Here is a 13866-nt window from a genome sequence, read left to right on the forward strand (position 1 = left end):
AGAAGATAAGAAGATAAGAAAAAAGCGACAGATAAAAAAACACCGCCATATAGGCGGTGTATAAAAATTTGACAGACAGGTCAAAAAAACAGGAAGCAGTCTTATCGCCACAGGGATAATGGGCAATAAACTACGGTAGAAATTCTACCTAACTCGAAATACGAGTTTGCAAACACAACATCGCAACAACTAAGCCAATTGATTCTGAGAGAACCAAGCCGTTCAGGCTAGCGCTGCGGGATGAAATATAGAATTTCTCTAGCCCTTAGGCAATGGACAATTTATAATGTTTCAGATTAAAAAAACTAATGTATTTTTTAGAGCGTATTTATGTCCAGAAGATTGCCACCATTAAACTCGTTAAAAGTGTTTGAAGCTGCGGCTCGACACTTAAGTTTTACCCGTGCCGCTGAAGAACTTTTTGTTACTCAAGCCGCTGTGAGCCATCAAATTAAAGCGCTGGAAGAGTTTCTTGCGTTGAAATTATTTCGCCGCCGAAACCGCTCTTTGCTACTAACAGAAGAAGGACAAGGCTATTTTCTTGATATCAAAGATATCTTCACTTCTTTAGCCGAAGCGACCGATAAAGTGCTTGAACGTAGTGAAAAAGGGGCTTTGACCATCAGCCTTCCGCCAAGTTTTGCAATTCAATGGCTTGTCCCTCGGCTTTCTGATTTTAATCAACAGCAACCTGATATTGATGTACGAATCAAAGCGGTTGATATGGATGAAGGTTCACTGACCGATGATGTGGATGTGGCGATCTACTATGGACGAGGAAATTGGCCAGGATTAAGAGCCGATAAACTCTATCAAGAATTCCTGATTCCACTCTGTTCACCCTCGTTACTTTTAAGTAACAAACCATTAGAAACTCTAACTGATTTAAATCATCACACTTTGCTTCATGATACCTCAAGGAAAGATTGGAAATCGTTTGTGAAGCAGAACTCAATCGAAGGTGTAAATGTTAACCAAGGGCCAATTTTCAGTCACTCGACGATGGTGCTTCAAGCTGCGGCTCATGGACAAGGAATTGCACTTGGTAATAATGTACTGGCTCAGCCGGAAATCGAAGCGGGTCGTCTGATTGCGCCTTTTGATGAAATATTGGTGAGTAAGAATGCGTTCTATGTAGTGTGCCACGATAAACAGGCTGACATGGGGCGAATTGCCACTTTCCGTGATTGGATGTTAGCGAAAGCGCATAAAGAGCAGGAAGAGTTACTGGATGACTGAGAATAATCATCAGCTGATTAATGGCGCAGAGCATAAGGCGACGTTTATTTTTGCTCATGGCGCTGGCGCGGGAATGGATCACCATTTTATGGCTTCTGTCGCGCAAGGGTTAGCTGAAAAAGGCATTAAAGTGGTGCGCTTTAATTTTCCTTATATGATTCAGCGAGCAGAAATGGGCACCAAGCGTCCGCCGGATCGCGCTCCTAAGTTGCTCGATGCTTATGTTGACGTCATCAATGAACATGCAGGCGTACCAGTCGTTATTGGTGGTAAATCTATGGGGGGAAGGATGGCGAGTTTATTAGCCGATAACCCTCTCGTCGCGGGAGTGGCTTGTTTGGGTTTTCCATTTCACCCTCCGGGTAAGCCTGAAAAATTTAAAGGCGATCACTTAGCGACAATCGAAAAGCCTTGTTTAATTTTGCAAGGGGAAAGGGATACATTTGGTAAGCGTGAAGAGTTTACTGACTTTGATCTATCTCCGATGATTGATGTGGCGTTTCTCCCTGATGGCGATCATGGCTTTAAACCGCGTAAACGTTCTGGTTTTACCGAGCAGGGGAATTTAACCTTAACAATAGATAAGCTCTCTGCTTTCATTTTTGAGGTTTTAGATGAAAAGTAAGTATTTACTCACTATTGCAGGGATGTTTGCCGGGCTTGGTGTGATGTTAGGGGCCTTTGCTGCGCATGGTTTAAAGGCTCAATTAGCGCCATACTTGCTTGATGTTTTTAATACGGGAGTGCTTTATCAATTGCTTCACTCCTTCGCGATCATTGCTTGTGCGGTGTTGCTGCGCTTTAATCTTGGAATAAAGTCGCAAAAATATTTTTTCATTGCGGCAATTTGCTTTATTATCGGCATCCTTTGTTTTAGCGGCAGTTTGTATGCGCTAGCACTAACAGGCATAAAATGGTTTGGCCCAGTCACTCCATTTGGTGGTTTGTTGTTTATTGTCGGATGGGGAAGTTTCTCTTTCGCGGCATTCAATATTAATGAGGTTACTAAGTGAAACACGTATTACTGTATTGTCGTTCTGGTTTTGAAAAAGAGTGCGCAGGTGAAATTCAAGACAAAGCAACGCAACTTGAGGTGTTTGGTTTTCCTCGTGTAAAGAATAATAGTGGTTATGTTCTTTTTGAATGCTACCAAGATGGTGACGCGGAAAAACTGATCCAGAGAATCGATTTTCAATCATTGATTTTTGCTCGCCAAATGTTTGCGGTTGCCGCTGAACTAAAAGAGTTGCCGTCTGAAGACCGCATCTCGCCAATTTTGGCTGAACTTGGTGATATTGATGGTTTCCCTCGTTGTGGTGATATCCGCATCGAAACTCCAGACACTAACGAAGCGAAAGAGTTGCTGAAGTTCTGTCGTAAATTTACGGTGCCGCTGCGTCAAGCTCTACGTGGTAAAGGGATCTTGTTCAATAAAGACCACCCTAAAAAACCAGTACTGCACCTTTGCTTTATTGCGCCTGGGCACTGCTACGTTGGTTATTCACTACCAACTAACAACTCTCAGTTCTTCATGGGTATCCCACGCCTGAAGTTCCCATCTGATGCACCAAGCCGTTCTACACTGAAATTGGAAGAAGCGTTTCACGTATTTATTCCACGTGATGAGTGGGATGAGCGTTTAGCATCAGGCATGTGGGGTGTCGATTTAGGTGCTTGCCCGGGTGGTTGGACTTACCAACTTGTTAAGCGTTCAATGTTCGTTCACTGTGTTGATAACGGCATGATGGCAGATAGCTTAATGCAAACTGGCCAAGTTAAGCACCATATGGAAGATGGCTTCAAGTTTGAACCACCACGTAAGAATGTGACATGGCTTATTTGTGACATGATTGAGAAACCATCACGTGTTGCTCAGTTAATGGGTGAGTGGTTGATCCGTGGTTGGGCGAAAGAGACAATCTTTAATCTTAAACTGCCAATGAAAGGTCGATACGATGAAGTACTACAAGATATCGAGAACTTGAAGCAGTTTTTGAGTGACAATGATGTGAAATATAAGCTGCAAGCGAAGCATCTTTATCATGATCGCGAAGAGATCACGGTGCATATCCAATCTCTATCGAATATTTCACCCTATTAATATCGAGTAATGTGAGAGTGATAAGTTAAGTTCTTCGCTTAAGCTTGCGTGTTCTACATCAAATAATTCAAGGCCGCTGTCTTATACTTTAAGACAGCGGCCTTTTCGTTTATTGATCCGTAGGATTGTCAAAGCTGCTTGCTATGAGTCTGGCTGTTCGAACCTCAGGTCTTGTAAATTAAAACCGAGTTCAATGTCGGTTTTGAGTGCCGATATTTGCTTACAGATTCGAGCTGATTCAATGTGCTCATCGAATTTCTTACGGTATTTTGGTAGCAACTCTTCTGAAGCATGTGCTTGTTCTATATCTTTAAACTGCGTCAAAATCTCTTTTGCTGCTTTGGGGCCAATGCCGGGGATTCCGGGAACTTGGCTAGAACTTACGCCCGTGAGCCCCCAATAATCAGCTAGTTGATCTGGTGTCACGCCAAACTCTTTCTCTATGAAGGGTTCATCTAACCAGCGGTGCTGAAAATAATCACGGATCTGTAATGTCGGGGTAAGAAGTTGGCAGTAGCCTTTGTCTGTTGAAATGATGGTGACTTTCTCACCGTGACTGGCGACTTTGGTTGCCAGTGTTGCGACTAAATCATCGGCTTCATCGCCCTCTGACAGCAGTGAATCTATTCCTAACTCCCACCATGCTTGCTGGATCGCATCCAACCCTTTCATAAGCGGTTCAGGCATGGGTTTGCGGTTCTGCTTATAAGTAGGAAGTACCTCGGCTCGCCACCCTCTGTCTTGTTCGTGGTGATCGAATACAGCGATGATATGAGTCGGTTGAGATTCCGATAAAATGCGATTTAATGTGCGAGTGGTGGTGGTGATGGTTCTTGCAATATCGTTAGGATCTGGCTGGGCAGAGTGCACCCGGCGGATCAGGTTGAGCGCATCGATAATAACAAGATGAATAGACATAACATTCCAATAAAATAAGGGGCCATTTAGCCCCTTATAGTAACTGACTTAGGAATCAGTTTAAACGCTGTTGCCGATGATCTTAACGGTTTGCGATTCGGTAGCAGGGAACATAAGCACTGCCCGGTAACTTCATGCGCTGCTGCTCAACAAAATCATTCAGAAGCTTATCCATTTTTTTCATCAGTGACGCATCGCCATCAATGGTGAATGGACCGTGACGTTTGATCTCTTTGATCCCCTCCGCTTTTACATTACCAGCCACAATACCAGAGAACGCTTGGCGTAAATTGGCGGCCAAGTTTTCAGGGCGTTGGTTTAGGTGTAGATCCAGATTCTTCATGTTGTCATGAGTTGGGTCGAAAGGAAGTTGGAACTCCGGGGCTATTTTTAGTGACCAGTTGTAGCTGTATGCATCGCCGCTCTGCTTTCTGTGCTCACGCACTTCAGGCATGGCTTGGCTCATTATTTGCGCCGCTTTTTGCGGATCATCAATAACGATTTGGTAATGTTTCTGTGCCGCTTCGCCTAGTGTGTCACCAATGAATTTATCAATGGAGCGGAAGTAGGCTTCACTCTCTTTTGAGCCCGTCAATACGATTGGCATCGGCTGATCTTTATTTTCTGGGTGCATCATAATGCCGAGAATATACAGCAGCTCTTCAGCCGTTCCCGGTCCTCCAGGGAAAATAATGATCCCATGGGCCATGCGGACAAACGCTTCTAAACGCTTCTCTATATCAGGCATAATGATAAGTTCGTTCACAATTGGGTTAGGTGGCTCAGCAGCAATGATTGACGGTTCAGTTAACCCAAGATAACGCTGTTCAGCGTAGCGCTGCTTAGCGTGGCCGATAGCTGCACCTTTCATCGGCCCTTCCATCGCCCCTGGGCCACATCCTGTACAGATATTCAATTCACGCAGCCCAAGCTCGTGCCCAACTTCACGGGTGTATTGGTATTCGCTAGGATTAATTGAGTGACCACCCCAACACACCACTAAATTTGGCTCAATGCCAGGGGTAAGAGCACCTGCATTGCGTAATATCCCAAAGACGAGGTTCGTAATGTGGGTGGCATTCGTGAGGTTAAGATGCTGGTTATCTGCTAAGTGCATATTGACGTAAACAATATCGCGAAGCACAGAAAACAGATGTTCTTGGATCCCTTTAATGATCTCTCCGTCCACAAAGGCATGCTCTGGTGGATTATGGAGCTCAAGTTTTATTCCGCGTTCACGGCGCATCACATTAACATCGAAAGATTGATACTTATCGAGCAGTTCTTGCGAGTTATCGGTGTGGCTACCTGAGTTCAATACCGCCAATGTGCAGTTGCGATATAACTGGTATAGATCACTAGATGCAGTTTTTTTAAGACGCTCAACTTCAAGTTGAGAAAGCAGATCCATGCTACCTGCTGGGCTAATATGAGTGATCATAATGCCTCCTTTGGTGAGAGGTGAACAAAATACCCACGTTGTAATTAGAATCGATGCTACTGGACTAATTTGATGACAGAACAAATGCAAATGGTTCAGTTGTGAACAACTTGGAGAGGTTCATTTTTGTAGTGGGTATCATTTAGCTTAGCAAACAAATTGGGGATTGTTTTGTGATAACTGATTGAAAAATTTATAGCAAATGAATAATTAGGACAAAAGGGAATGAGGAAAGGTGGAAATAGTACTTAAACTATTTCCATACCACTTGATTCGTTCCTAGGTTTTTCGCTTCATTCAGTGAGCAATTTAATCGTTCTAAAATGATTTCAGGAGTATCAGAATCTTTAAAGCTAGTCGTTGATGCCGAGAGAGTGATCGTGATGCTCTGATCTCTAAATTTGAACGGTAACTTGCTGACACTTTGCTGAATGCCTTTGATTAACTCATGGCAATATTCGTCGGTTTGTTCAGGCAAGATCAAAATGAACTCTTCACCTGAAAAACGAGCGACAGTGTCGGTATCACTTGCCGCTTTCGCTATGGTGCGAGCAATGATTTTAAGCGCTTTATCTCCGGCAGTGTAACCAAAGCTATCGTTAATTTTTTTGAAGTTATCGATATCAAAAAGCACCATTTTCAATGCATTTTGTGAACGTATCCAGCGACGATATTCCAACTCTAATCGATCCGTTAAGGCGGTACGGTTATACACTTTAGTTAAAGGATCAAGCAGCATTCTTTGAGCTTGGTCATCCAGACGTCGACGATAATCTTGTGTGACTTCAAAAAGGGCTTCTAACTGGTTTTGACCATATGCCATTCTTTCGTTGAGTGCTTGTTCACGCTGTTCTGCATGATGTAAGCGTTCAGACAGTGATGACAGCTGGCTAAGAAGTGGGTTAATAGTTTGTTTTAATTCATCTAATTCTGAAGAATCTTGGACGGACTCCTGGCTTCGCTTAACCAGTGAGCTTAGCTCATCGTTCATCCCTTTTCTGTGTTCAAAATAGCTTTGGCTTTGATCTGAATTTTGTGACGAGGTTTTAAGTGAAGAGGCGAGTGATGAATTAATTTGTTCTAAAAACTGTTCTGACGTTTTACGTTCTAAATGAGTACCCTGAATGACCAGTTTCAATATTTGTAATGTCAGCTCAAGGAGAGACTCCGTCGACACTCCGATCAGTAGCTTGGCTCGAATATCAATGAGGACATCACCGGACTCACCATCGAAATCGAGTTCCGTGATTAAGTGTTGTAATTCATCCGTTAAGCAAGAGAACAGCTCTTTATCAGGGGAGTGATCAAAACTCCCAACCGAATGGCTAGAATTAGACGCCATTATTTTAATGGCACGTTCATAAATTGTTAGTAAGCGAATCGCGTGATCGACCTTTTTGTTCCCATTTGTCGCCGGGAAACTCAGTAAATTACGCAGGTCACGTTTCAGTTGAGCAGGTAAGCCTGTCACTCTCTGAAGTGTTTCACCACTATGCTTGATCTGTTCATCAAGATGTCCAGTTTGTTTTTCCATAGCCAACGTTTTTTGTTTTAGCATTCTTTCTAATACCGCAAGTCGTGGTATCAGGGCGCTAATTTCTTTTTGTTGTTCTAATTCTTGTTTTAGCGCGATTAAGTTGCTATCAAGTTGAGAATTTGTACCTACACAAGCTGAACTTAAAGATGTGACGATACGCTTAAGAATCTTTTGTTCTCGTTTAAATTTGAATGATGTATCTCTCTGTGTCAAACGCACTTGTTCCAACTGACTTTTTAGCTGGTGTAACTGTGTTTGAATATCTTTTTCGAGAATGCCCATGGATTGTTAAACTTCGACAAATGATCAAGCGTAAGCTTATTAATGAATCTCTCGATAATAGCAAAAAAAGTCACAAGGTCACGTGTTGCAAGTGCCGACAGGGCAGTTTTTATTCATCTTTTAGCATTTTTTTGATGTTATCCTCATTCTGGTAAGAAGATTGAATTTTTATTAGGCCTTGATTTATTGCATGTTTACACGCTTCTCTTATGTTACCAGTTGCAAGGCTTGCCGCAGGGGCATTATCAATCGCTTTGAAATATACCCATTCGCTACTGTGTTCTTTGAGGCTTATATCACGAGCAAGGTGTGTTGACATCAGTAGAACATCAAGCAGTTCTTGATCGTTTATTGCCGTATAGGCGCGTGGCAAAAATGGATAATCCGCGATACCAATACGAATACGACGATTGATTTTTCGATTGGGTTCAAACTCATTAATCCAAGTTTGGATTTTGCTAAACATCGCCTCTGGTGAAGCATTACGGTCTGAATTTGATTCAATATACAACAAGTTAGCATCAGAGAAGTGATAAAGGCGTGAGGAACCTTCAACTTTGGAAGCAAGGTATTGTCCAAAGGATTCTTCTAATTCTAGTCCAGATTTGTATCCGTGTTGGATATACATACTGCGTAAAAAAGGCAAATCAATCATCACAAACCGTAGTCGGTCATTTAATGGCTCGTGAATGAGCTCTCCCATTTGCCACTGCTCAAAGGTATCACTCGTTTTTTGGAGTGAACTTGATAACTTGGCATTAAGCATGCGTAAGTTTCGCAATTTTGAGCGTGAATGAGTATAGAGCTGCTTGGTTAATTTACTATTTTGTCGGTTGAGAGCCTGGATAATGAACCCTCTGCGCATGACGACAAAAAACAGAATTATAGAGAGAGCAAACAGGGAAAACGCGATTTTTTGATATTTTCGATGTTCGAGCGCCATCTGCTTTAGCTCATTTTCTTGATTGGCGTAATGCAGAGTTTGTTCAGCGAACTCTTTTTGTTGCCTGAAGGCATCCTCACTGATCTGGTTGAGTTGCTGCTGTTTTATCGCCACTAACATGTTGTATTTTTTCATGTAATCAAGGGCGAGGGCATACTGCTCATTTTGTTCGTAACCCATTGAAAGTAAGTCGTATGAACGTTGCATAAGATCTTTGTTTTTGATGTTCTTCGCGATGGCTAGCGCTTTATGAGCGTGAATAATGCCATTTTTACTTTCATGCTGATGATAAGCCAATCCCGATCTTAATAGTTCAGCTTTAGCTCTGAGTGCTGAGATGTCGGTGTATTCTAAAAGTTCGATTGCGCGGTTGAGGTACTGCTCTGCAAGAGGGTAGTTGTAAAGGTTTAGGTAAGTGGCCGCCAAGCTGATGCGCACTTCGATAACTTGTTCTATGTTTTGTGCGGTGCTTTCATGATCCAGTACATTAAAAAAGTGCACTAAGGCTAAATTATATTTTCCTTGTTGAAAGTAGATGTCGCCCATCATTTTTAAGACATGAGATAGAATAGGAGATTGGTCATACTTATTGTAGAAATCAGCCGCTTGAGACAGATGCTCAATGGCTTTGTCCAGTACTTGTCTTTCTAAGAACAGTTGCGCTAATAATCGGTTTACTTGTGCCAGTTGCGGGCTTAAATCGCTCTCTACTGACTTCCAATAACCAAACAGTAATTCAGATAAAGCTCGATTGTACTGTTTGTGGTTGAGGTAGAACTCCCCAATTTGTAAATGGTATTCAATGAGGTTTTTTTCGGAGTTACTGGTATTAATGAAGTTTTTTGCTTCGGCGTAAAAATTCTCCGCCGCTGATATTTCACTTTCTTTTGATGCGATCTTTGCTCTAAGCATGGTTAGGCGGTAGGTAATGCCTCTGGTTAGTTGCTGTGAGTTGTCTAGCAACTGTAAGTTATGATCGATGTTATCAAGGGATAGCTTCGCTTTTGTTGAGTCGTGATCGGTTAACCAAACAAGGCGAGTTCTTAAAATATCAACGTCCATCTTTTGGTAAGGAAGGCGATGTGTTTGGGTAAGGGTAGAGGCTAAATCGAGTTGTTCTAATGCTTGACGAGTATTACCTAGATTGAATTCGGCTTTGGCCAGAACCTTATATGCATCAATGCTGGCTCTAGGTGAACGAAGTCGGTTATCTGCCTCTTCTCTTGAAAGTGCAGTTAGGCTTTTATCACTTTGATCGGAAAGTTGGCGCTGTACAAGATAGTTACTTGCAATTTTTTTTGCCTGTATTGGTGATATCTCAACCAATTTATTTGCGTCATTCAGCTGAGGTGATGAGTAAATAGTGGCATTTACTCCTGACGATAGCAGTGCACAAAATAGCAATAACAGTCTTAGCCAGCGCATTTTAATTCCTTTGAGTTTATATATCGATTGATTTGTAAATCGATTACTGACGAGCCATGCGACAGTTGTGGCTTGGCTTTGCTTGCTCGGTAGAACGGTACGGGTTGATGTCTAATCCACCACGGCGAGTATAGCGTGCAAAAACAGTGAGTTTGCTCGGCTGACAGTATTTCATAATATCAGTGAAAATACGCTCAACACACTGTTCGTGAAATTCATTATGCTCACGGAATGAAACTAAGTAACGCAGTAATGACTCACGGTTAATCTGTTTACCTTTATATTGGATTTCAACGCTGCCCCAATCTGGTTGATTGGTGATTAGGCAGTTTGACTTCAATAGGTGGCTGTGCAGAGACTCTTCAACGATGTTTGTTCCTGCGGCGCCAGAAAGCAGTGTAGCATCGAAATCATAGCTAGTGATTTCAATATCTTGTCCGTCAATACAGTCACCTTCCATCGTAACAATCGCTTGATTGGTGTATTGGGTAACAGGGTTTACTTCGACTTCAACCGCTTCTCCTGCACACTGTGACAGATCTTTTGCAAGGCTTGCTTGAACAGATGACCAGTCGTTGAAACGAGTTTGATTGTAGCTGTTAAGGTAGAGCTTAAAAGATTTAGATTCAATCAAGTTTGAGCTCGTCGCAGGGATATACACTTCAGCTACGGCGACTTGCGGTAGACCTTTATTATTGAGCCATGATAGTTCGTATAATGTCCAAATATCGTGCCCCATAAATGGCAACTCGTCACCTAATTCAAGATCATCTCGGTTTAGGCTACGTGGTACGGGTTGTAGTAGGCTTGGATCGTACTGAGATGCGTATTCAGTCTTTTGACCAAGGGTTAAACCTGCTAGCTCTTTTGCGTCAGAATATTTGCTCATACTTTCGTTTAAATTCGATTAGAATGGCATGAATTTTACTGAATCCCCCTTTTGCTGTCATTAAGCATTTACTTGGTTGCCTTCAACTATTTGTATAAAAGGTGGGATCACACATTTATCTTGTCCATCTTTTAGGAGATCTTCATGGCTCAATCTGCCGAGAAAGCTTTATATTCATTCAGTCAACGCTATCTTGATGAGTGGCAAAAACAGCACAATAGCTTGCCAGTTAACCAAGAACTGGTGGATTTAGTTTCCCCTTGTGTAGAAGAAAAACGTGCCGATGACGTGTTATGGAGAGCGCACCCTCGAGATCAGAAAGCGGATTTCACGAATGTTGAGAATGGCATTGAGCTGACGTTACATGACGATATTAAAACCTTCTACGGCACGCAATATAGCGCGGATATGGATGCCAAATGGCAAGATAACTCACTGACGCTGCTTCAAGTTTGGAGCGATCATGATTTTGAACTTTTACAAGAGAACATTTTGGGACATTTAGTAACGCAGCGTCGTTTAAAGTTAAAACCGACGGTATTTATTGCGGCAACCGATGCTGAGTTGGATGTGATCTCTATTTGTAATTTAACGGGTAATGTCATTCTGGAACGCCTAGGGACAAGCAATCGTGATGTACTGGCTGAAGATTTAGCGGAATTTTTAACGAAACTTGAGCCTGAGGTTTAATTATGTACGTTGTTGAACTCCAGTTTGAGTGCTTTGATAACACGACGGTTTCAGCTGTCGATAAAGCAGTAAATGGTTTGATGGATGCATTTCGTTACAATGGACAGGTACTCGGCCGCGAATTTCCTATTGTGATGGGCGACGGAGAATTTTTTGTTCGAGTAGTGTGCCCAGAGCAAGATAGTTTGCATCCGCGGAATCACTCAGACTTCGTTAAAGTGTGTTTTGATCGCTTGTCTAACGCGTGCCTTCTTGCGCCTAAAATGCGTTTGTTAGGGCGAGATCTTAACTCCGAAGAAGTGGCAGAAGATGAAACACCGAGTTGGCAGGTGTTATACACGACATTCGTTCATACTTGTTCACCTTTGCGCAGTGGCGATAGCTTGCTGCCAATCCCTTTGTATCGCAACCCACCTACATTCAACGGCGACCATAAAGCCGTACTGAAATGGCAGACAGAATGGCAAGCTTGTGATGAAGTACAAATGGGCGGTGGTTGCCGTGCTGAACATGCAACGCTAGCTGAAATCAGTGATACTAAGAGTGTATTGTTTAAACGTGGTTGGGGGTTAAGAGGGCGTATTGAGTATCTGACTAAGGTACCAACCTACTACTATTTATACCGTGTGGGTGGAATCAGCTTGAAAGATGAAAAAGAGCGCAAATGCCCTCAATGTGGTGGTGAATGGCTGCTTGATGCGCCGATCCACGATATTTTCTATTTCAAGTGTGATGATTGTCGACTGGTGTCAAACATCTCTTGGGATCATCTTAAGTAACTCTCCTGTTCTGATTTAAACGTCATATTTTAGATGTCGGAGCACTACCTAAGTGTTCTGATATCGACTTTCCCTTTGGTGTTAATTATTTACCTTCTTGTTTCCTTACTCGATTTCACGACTTCGATACCGATCTTTTCCCAATATTTCTTACTCCCTAATTGTTAGCTACTGTTCCCTGAATACGCGCAGAACGTGTTATCCCCCTCTTGCTTCAGCTCCAATGTATTCATTGAAATAATCCAACACTCATCAACTTTTAGTCACCTCAATAGTTAGCCTGATCACAATAATCAATCAGTTCTCTTTCAATTTATATTCATCTCAATATAAATGGGATCGATCCCATGGGAATGTTTCCATTTTTAATAATCACCTGATTCTAAATCTAAAAGGAATGGACGATGAAACTGTTACCTATTGCTGCAGCGCTTACTACTGCTTTACTTACTCCTAGTTTATACGCTGGTGAAACCGCACCATTGGAATTTAATGGCTACATGCGCGGTGGTGTTGGCCTTAGTAATGAAGGTGGTTCAAATAGCAAGTGGGAGGTGAGTAAGGTTGGTCGCCTCGGCAATGAAAATGACCTGTATGGTGAGTTTGGTTTTAAGAAAGAGGTGTATGCAGAGGGCGACGTTTCGTTTTTAGTTGATTCTATGTTGTCGTACTGGCAAGGACAAGATGAGAACGCTGCGGATAAAAACGTTGATGTGGTGCAATTGAATGTTCAGGCTGTCGGGGTTTTTGAAGATAAGGATATTGGGATTTGGGCGGGTGAGCGCTACTACCAACGTCATGATGTGCACATCGTTGATAACTATTACTGGGATGTAAGTGGTATTGGTGCTGGTGTTGAACACATCAATATGGGCCCAGGTAAATTATCGGTGGCTTTGATTCAAGACACGGTCACGGGTGACATTGCCGATGGTAAAGAAACCACAGCCATGATTGCTGATGTACGTTATGCGGGCATTCCACTGTGGAACAATGCTGATCTTGAGGTCGGTATTGATGTGAACTTTGCCAATGAAAAGCAAGGTCAAACTGTGGATGCGGATGACAGCGTAATGCTAACGGCGAGCTTGAATCAGAATCTTTCAGGTGGCTTCAATAAAACCATTCTACAGGTTGCTAACTCTGGTTATGCAGAGCAGATGACGACTTTTGGGACGGGTAAAAATATCGTTCGTGATGCAAATAACAATGACGCCGATGGCTTCCGATTGATTAACTGGGGCGTACTTGCGATCGGTGAGAACATCGAGTTTGGTCATACTGTTCGTTATGCCGCGTCAACCAGTGTTGGCGCCAATAACAGTGATGATGATTCTTTTAGTGCGGTAATTCGCCCGCTTTACAAGTGGGATAAACGTATGCGTACCATCCTTGAAATTGGTGGCTTTGTTGAAACCATTAATAACCAAGATGGTGCGGGTGGCAAGCTTACTGTGGCTCAGGCTTGGGTTCCGCAAGTGGGTTTCTGGTCGCGTCCTGAATTTCGTATCTTTGCGACTTACCTAAACGACGCTGAAAACGACAATGCTTTCGGTGAAGGTAAAAACAGCGAAATGAGCGTTGGTATGCAGGTGGAAGCTTGGTGGTAAGTCGACTTTTCT

The 13866-nt window shown here is 42.7% G+C and carries 12 protein-coding genes; 7 read left to right on the forward strand and 5 right to left on the reverse strand.

The genetic code is table 11. The annotated features are described in order from the left end of the window. The first annotated feature begins 330 nt into the window (after positions 1-330). From FCV43_RS19110 to rlmM, 4 genes are read left to right on the forward strand one after another with little or no spacing between them, the layout of a single operon-like run. Complete coding sequence (locus FCV43_RS19110) at positions 331-1239, forward strand: transcriptional regulator GcvA (protein ID WP_017052997.1); 909 nt, start codon at positions 331-333, stop codon at positions 1237-1239. Next, entirely contained in the window at positions 1232-1864 is a 633-nt protein-coding gene (locus tag FCV43_RS19115; protein WP_136996072.1) for an alpha/beta fold hydrolase, read from the forward strand. Before FCV43_RS19110 ends, FCV43_RS19115 begins: the two co-directional genes overlap by 8 nt. Further along, positions 1854-2252, forward strand: coding sequence for a DUF423 domain-containing protein (locus FCV43_RS19120; RefSeq protein ID WP_136996073.1), 399 nt, complete (start codon positions 1854-1856; stop codon positions 2250-2252). Before FCV43_RS19115 ends, FCV43_RS19120 begins: the two co-directional genes overlap by 11 nt. Beyond that, positions 2249-3340, forward strand: a complete 1092-nt coding sequence (gene rlmM, locus FCV43_RS19125; RefSeq protein WP_017053000.1) for a 23S rRNA (cytidine(2498)-2'-O)-methyltransferase RlmM — start codon at positions 2249-2251, stop codon at positions 3338-3340. The genes FCV43_RS19120 and rlmM overlap by 4 nt, the downstream gene beginning before the upstream one ends. A gap of 141 nt (positions 3341-3481) precedes the next feature. Here the strand turns inward: rlmM and xni are convergent, their stop codons facing one another. From xni to queF, 5 genes are all read right to left on the reverse strand, one after another. Then, positions 3482-4258 (reverse strand): flap endonuclease Xni, encoded by a 777-nt coding sequence (xni, locus tag FCV43_RS19130; RefSeq protein WP_113796492.1) that lies wholly within the window; start codon positions 4256-4258, stop codon positions 3482-3484. An 82-nt stretch (positions 4259-4340) separates the two neighbouring features. Continuing rightward, on the reverse strand, positions 4341-5699 hold the full coding sequence (ppnN, locus tag FCV43_RS19135) for a nucleotide 5'-monophosphate nucleosidase PpnN (protein WP_017053002.1): 1359 nt from the start codon (positions 5697-5699) through the stop codon (positions 4341-4343). Between the two features lie 253 nt (positions 5700-5952). Next, entirely contained in the window at positions 5953-7518 is a 1566-nt protein-coding gene (locus FCV43_RS19140; RefSeq protein ID WP_017053003.1) for a GGDEF domain-containing protein, read from the reverse strand. A gap of 109 nt (positions 7519-7627) precedes the next feature. After that, complete coding sequence (locus FCV43_RS19145) at positions 7628-9886, reverse strand: tetratricopeptide repeat protein (RefSeq protein WP_136996074.1); 2259 nt, start codon at positions 9884-9886, stop codon at positions 7628-7630. A 43-nt stretch (positions 9887-9929) separates the two neighbouring features. Continuing rightward, positions 9930-10775 (reverse strand): NADPH-dependent 7-cyano-7-deazaguanine reductase QueF, encoded by an 846-nt coding sequence (queF, locus tag FCV43_RS19150; protein WP_113796484.1) that lies wholly within the window; start codon positions 10773-10775, stop codon positions 9930-9932. A gap of 144 nt (positions 10776-10919) precedes the next feature. Here queF and syd point away from each other — a divergent pair, with 144 nt between their 5' ends. The 3 genes from syd (at position 10920) to FCV43_RS19165 (ending at position 13854) form a co-directional block, all read left to right on the forward strand. After that, the gene (gene syd, locus FCV43_RS19155; RefSeq protein WP_017053006.1) at positions 10920-11465 is read left to right on the forward strand and encodes a SecY-interacting protein; all 546 of its coding nucleotides are present in this window, start codon (positions 10920-10922) and stop codon (positions 11463-11465) included. Between the two features lie 2 nt (positions 11466-11467). After that, positions 11468-12244, forward strand: coding sequence for a Zn-ribbon-containing protein (locus tag FCV43_RS19160; protein ID WP_017053007.1), 777 nt, complete (start codon positions 11468-11470; stop codon positions 12242-12244). A 404-nt stretch (positions 12245-12648) separates the two neighbouring features. Continuing rightward, on the forward strand, positions 12649-13854 hold the full coding sequence (locus FCV43_RS19165) for a carbohydrate porin (protein WP_136996075.1): 1206 nt from the start codon (positions 12649-12651) through the stop codon (positions 13852-13854). Positions 13855-13866 lie beyond the last annotated feature (12 nt).

It is taken from the genome of Vibrio genomosp. F6, from assembly GCF_005146325.1.
GTDB lineage: Bacteria > Pseudomonadota > Gammaproteobacteria > Enterobacterales > Vibrionaceae > Vibrio > Vibrio cortegadensis.

Coding starts and splice junctions, on each gene's coding strand:
- FCV43_RS19110 (WP_017052997.1), top strand. CDS start 331: ATGTCCAGAAGATTGCCACCATTAAACTCGTTAAAAGTGTTTGAAGCT.
- FCV43_RS19115 (WP_136996072.1), top strand. CDS start 1,232: ATGACTGAGAATAATCATCAGCTGATTAATGGCGCAGAGCATAAGGCG.
- FCV43_RS19120 (WP_136996073.1), top strand. CDS start 1,854: ATGAAAAGTAAGTATTTACTCACTATTGCAGGGATGTTTGCCGGGCTT.
- xni (WP_113796492.1), bottom strand. CDS start 4,258: ATGTCTATTCATCTTGTTATTATCGATGCGCTCAACCTGATCCGCCGG.
- ppnN (WP_017053002.1), bottom strand. CDS start 5,699: ATGATCACTCATATTAGCCCAGCAGGTAGCATGGATCTGCTTTCTCAA.
- FCV43_RS19140 (WP_017053003.1), bottom strand. CDS start 7,518: ATGGGCATTCTCGAAAAAGATATTCAAACACAGTTACACCAGCTAAAA.
- FCV43_RS19145 (WP_136996074.1), bottom strand. CDS start 9,886: ATGCGCTGGCTAAGACTGTTATTGCTATTTTGTGCACTGCTATCGTCA.
- queF (WP_113796484.1), bottom strand. CDS start 10,775: ATGAGCAAATATTCTGACGCAAAAGAGCTAGCAGGTTTAACCCTTGGT.
- syd (WP_017053006.1), top strand. CDS start 10,920: ATGGCTCAATCTGCCGAGAAAGCTTTATATTCATTCAGTCAACGCTAT.
- FCV43_RS19160 (WP_017053007.1), top strand. CDS start 11,468: ATGTACGTTGTTGAACTCCAGTTTGAGTGCTTTGATAACACGACGGTT.
- FCV43_RS19165 (WP_136996075.1), top strand. CDS start 12,649: ATGAAACTGTTACCTATTGCTGCAGCGCTTACTACTGCTTTACTTACT.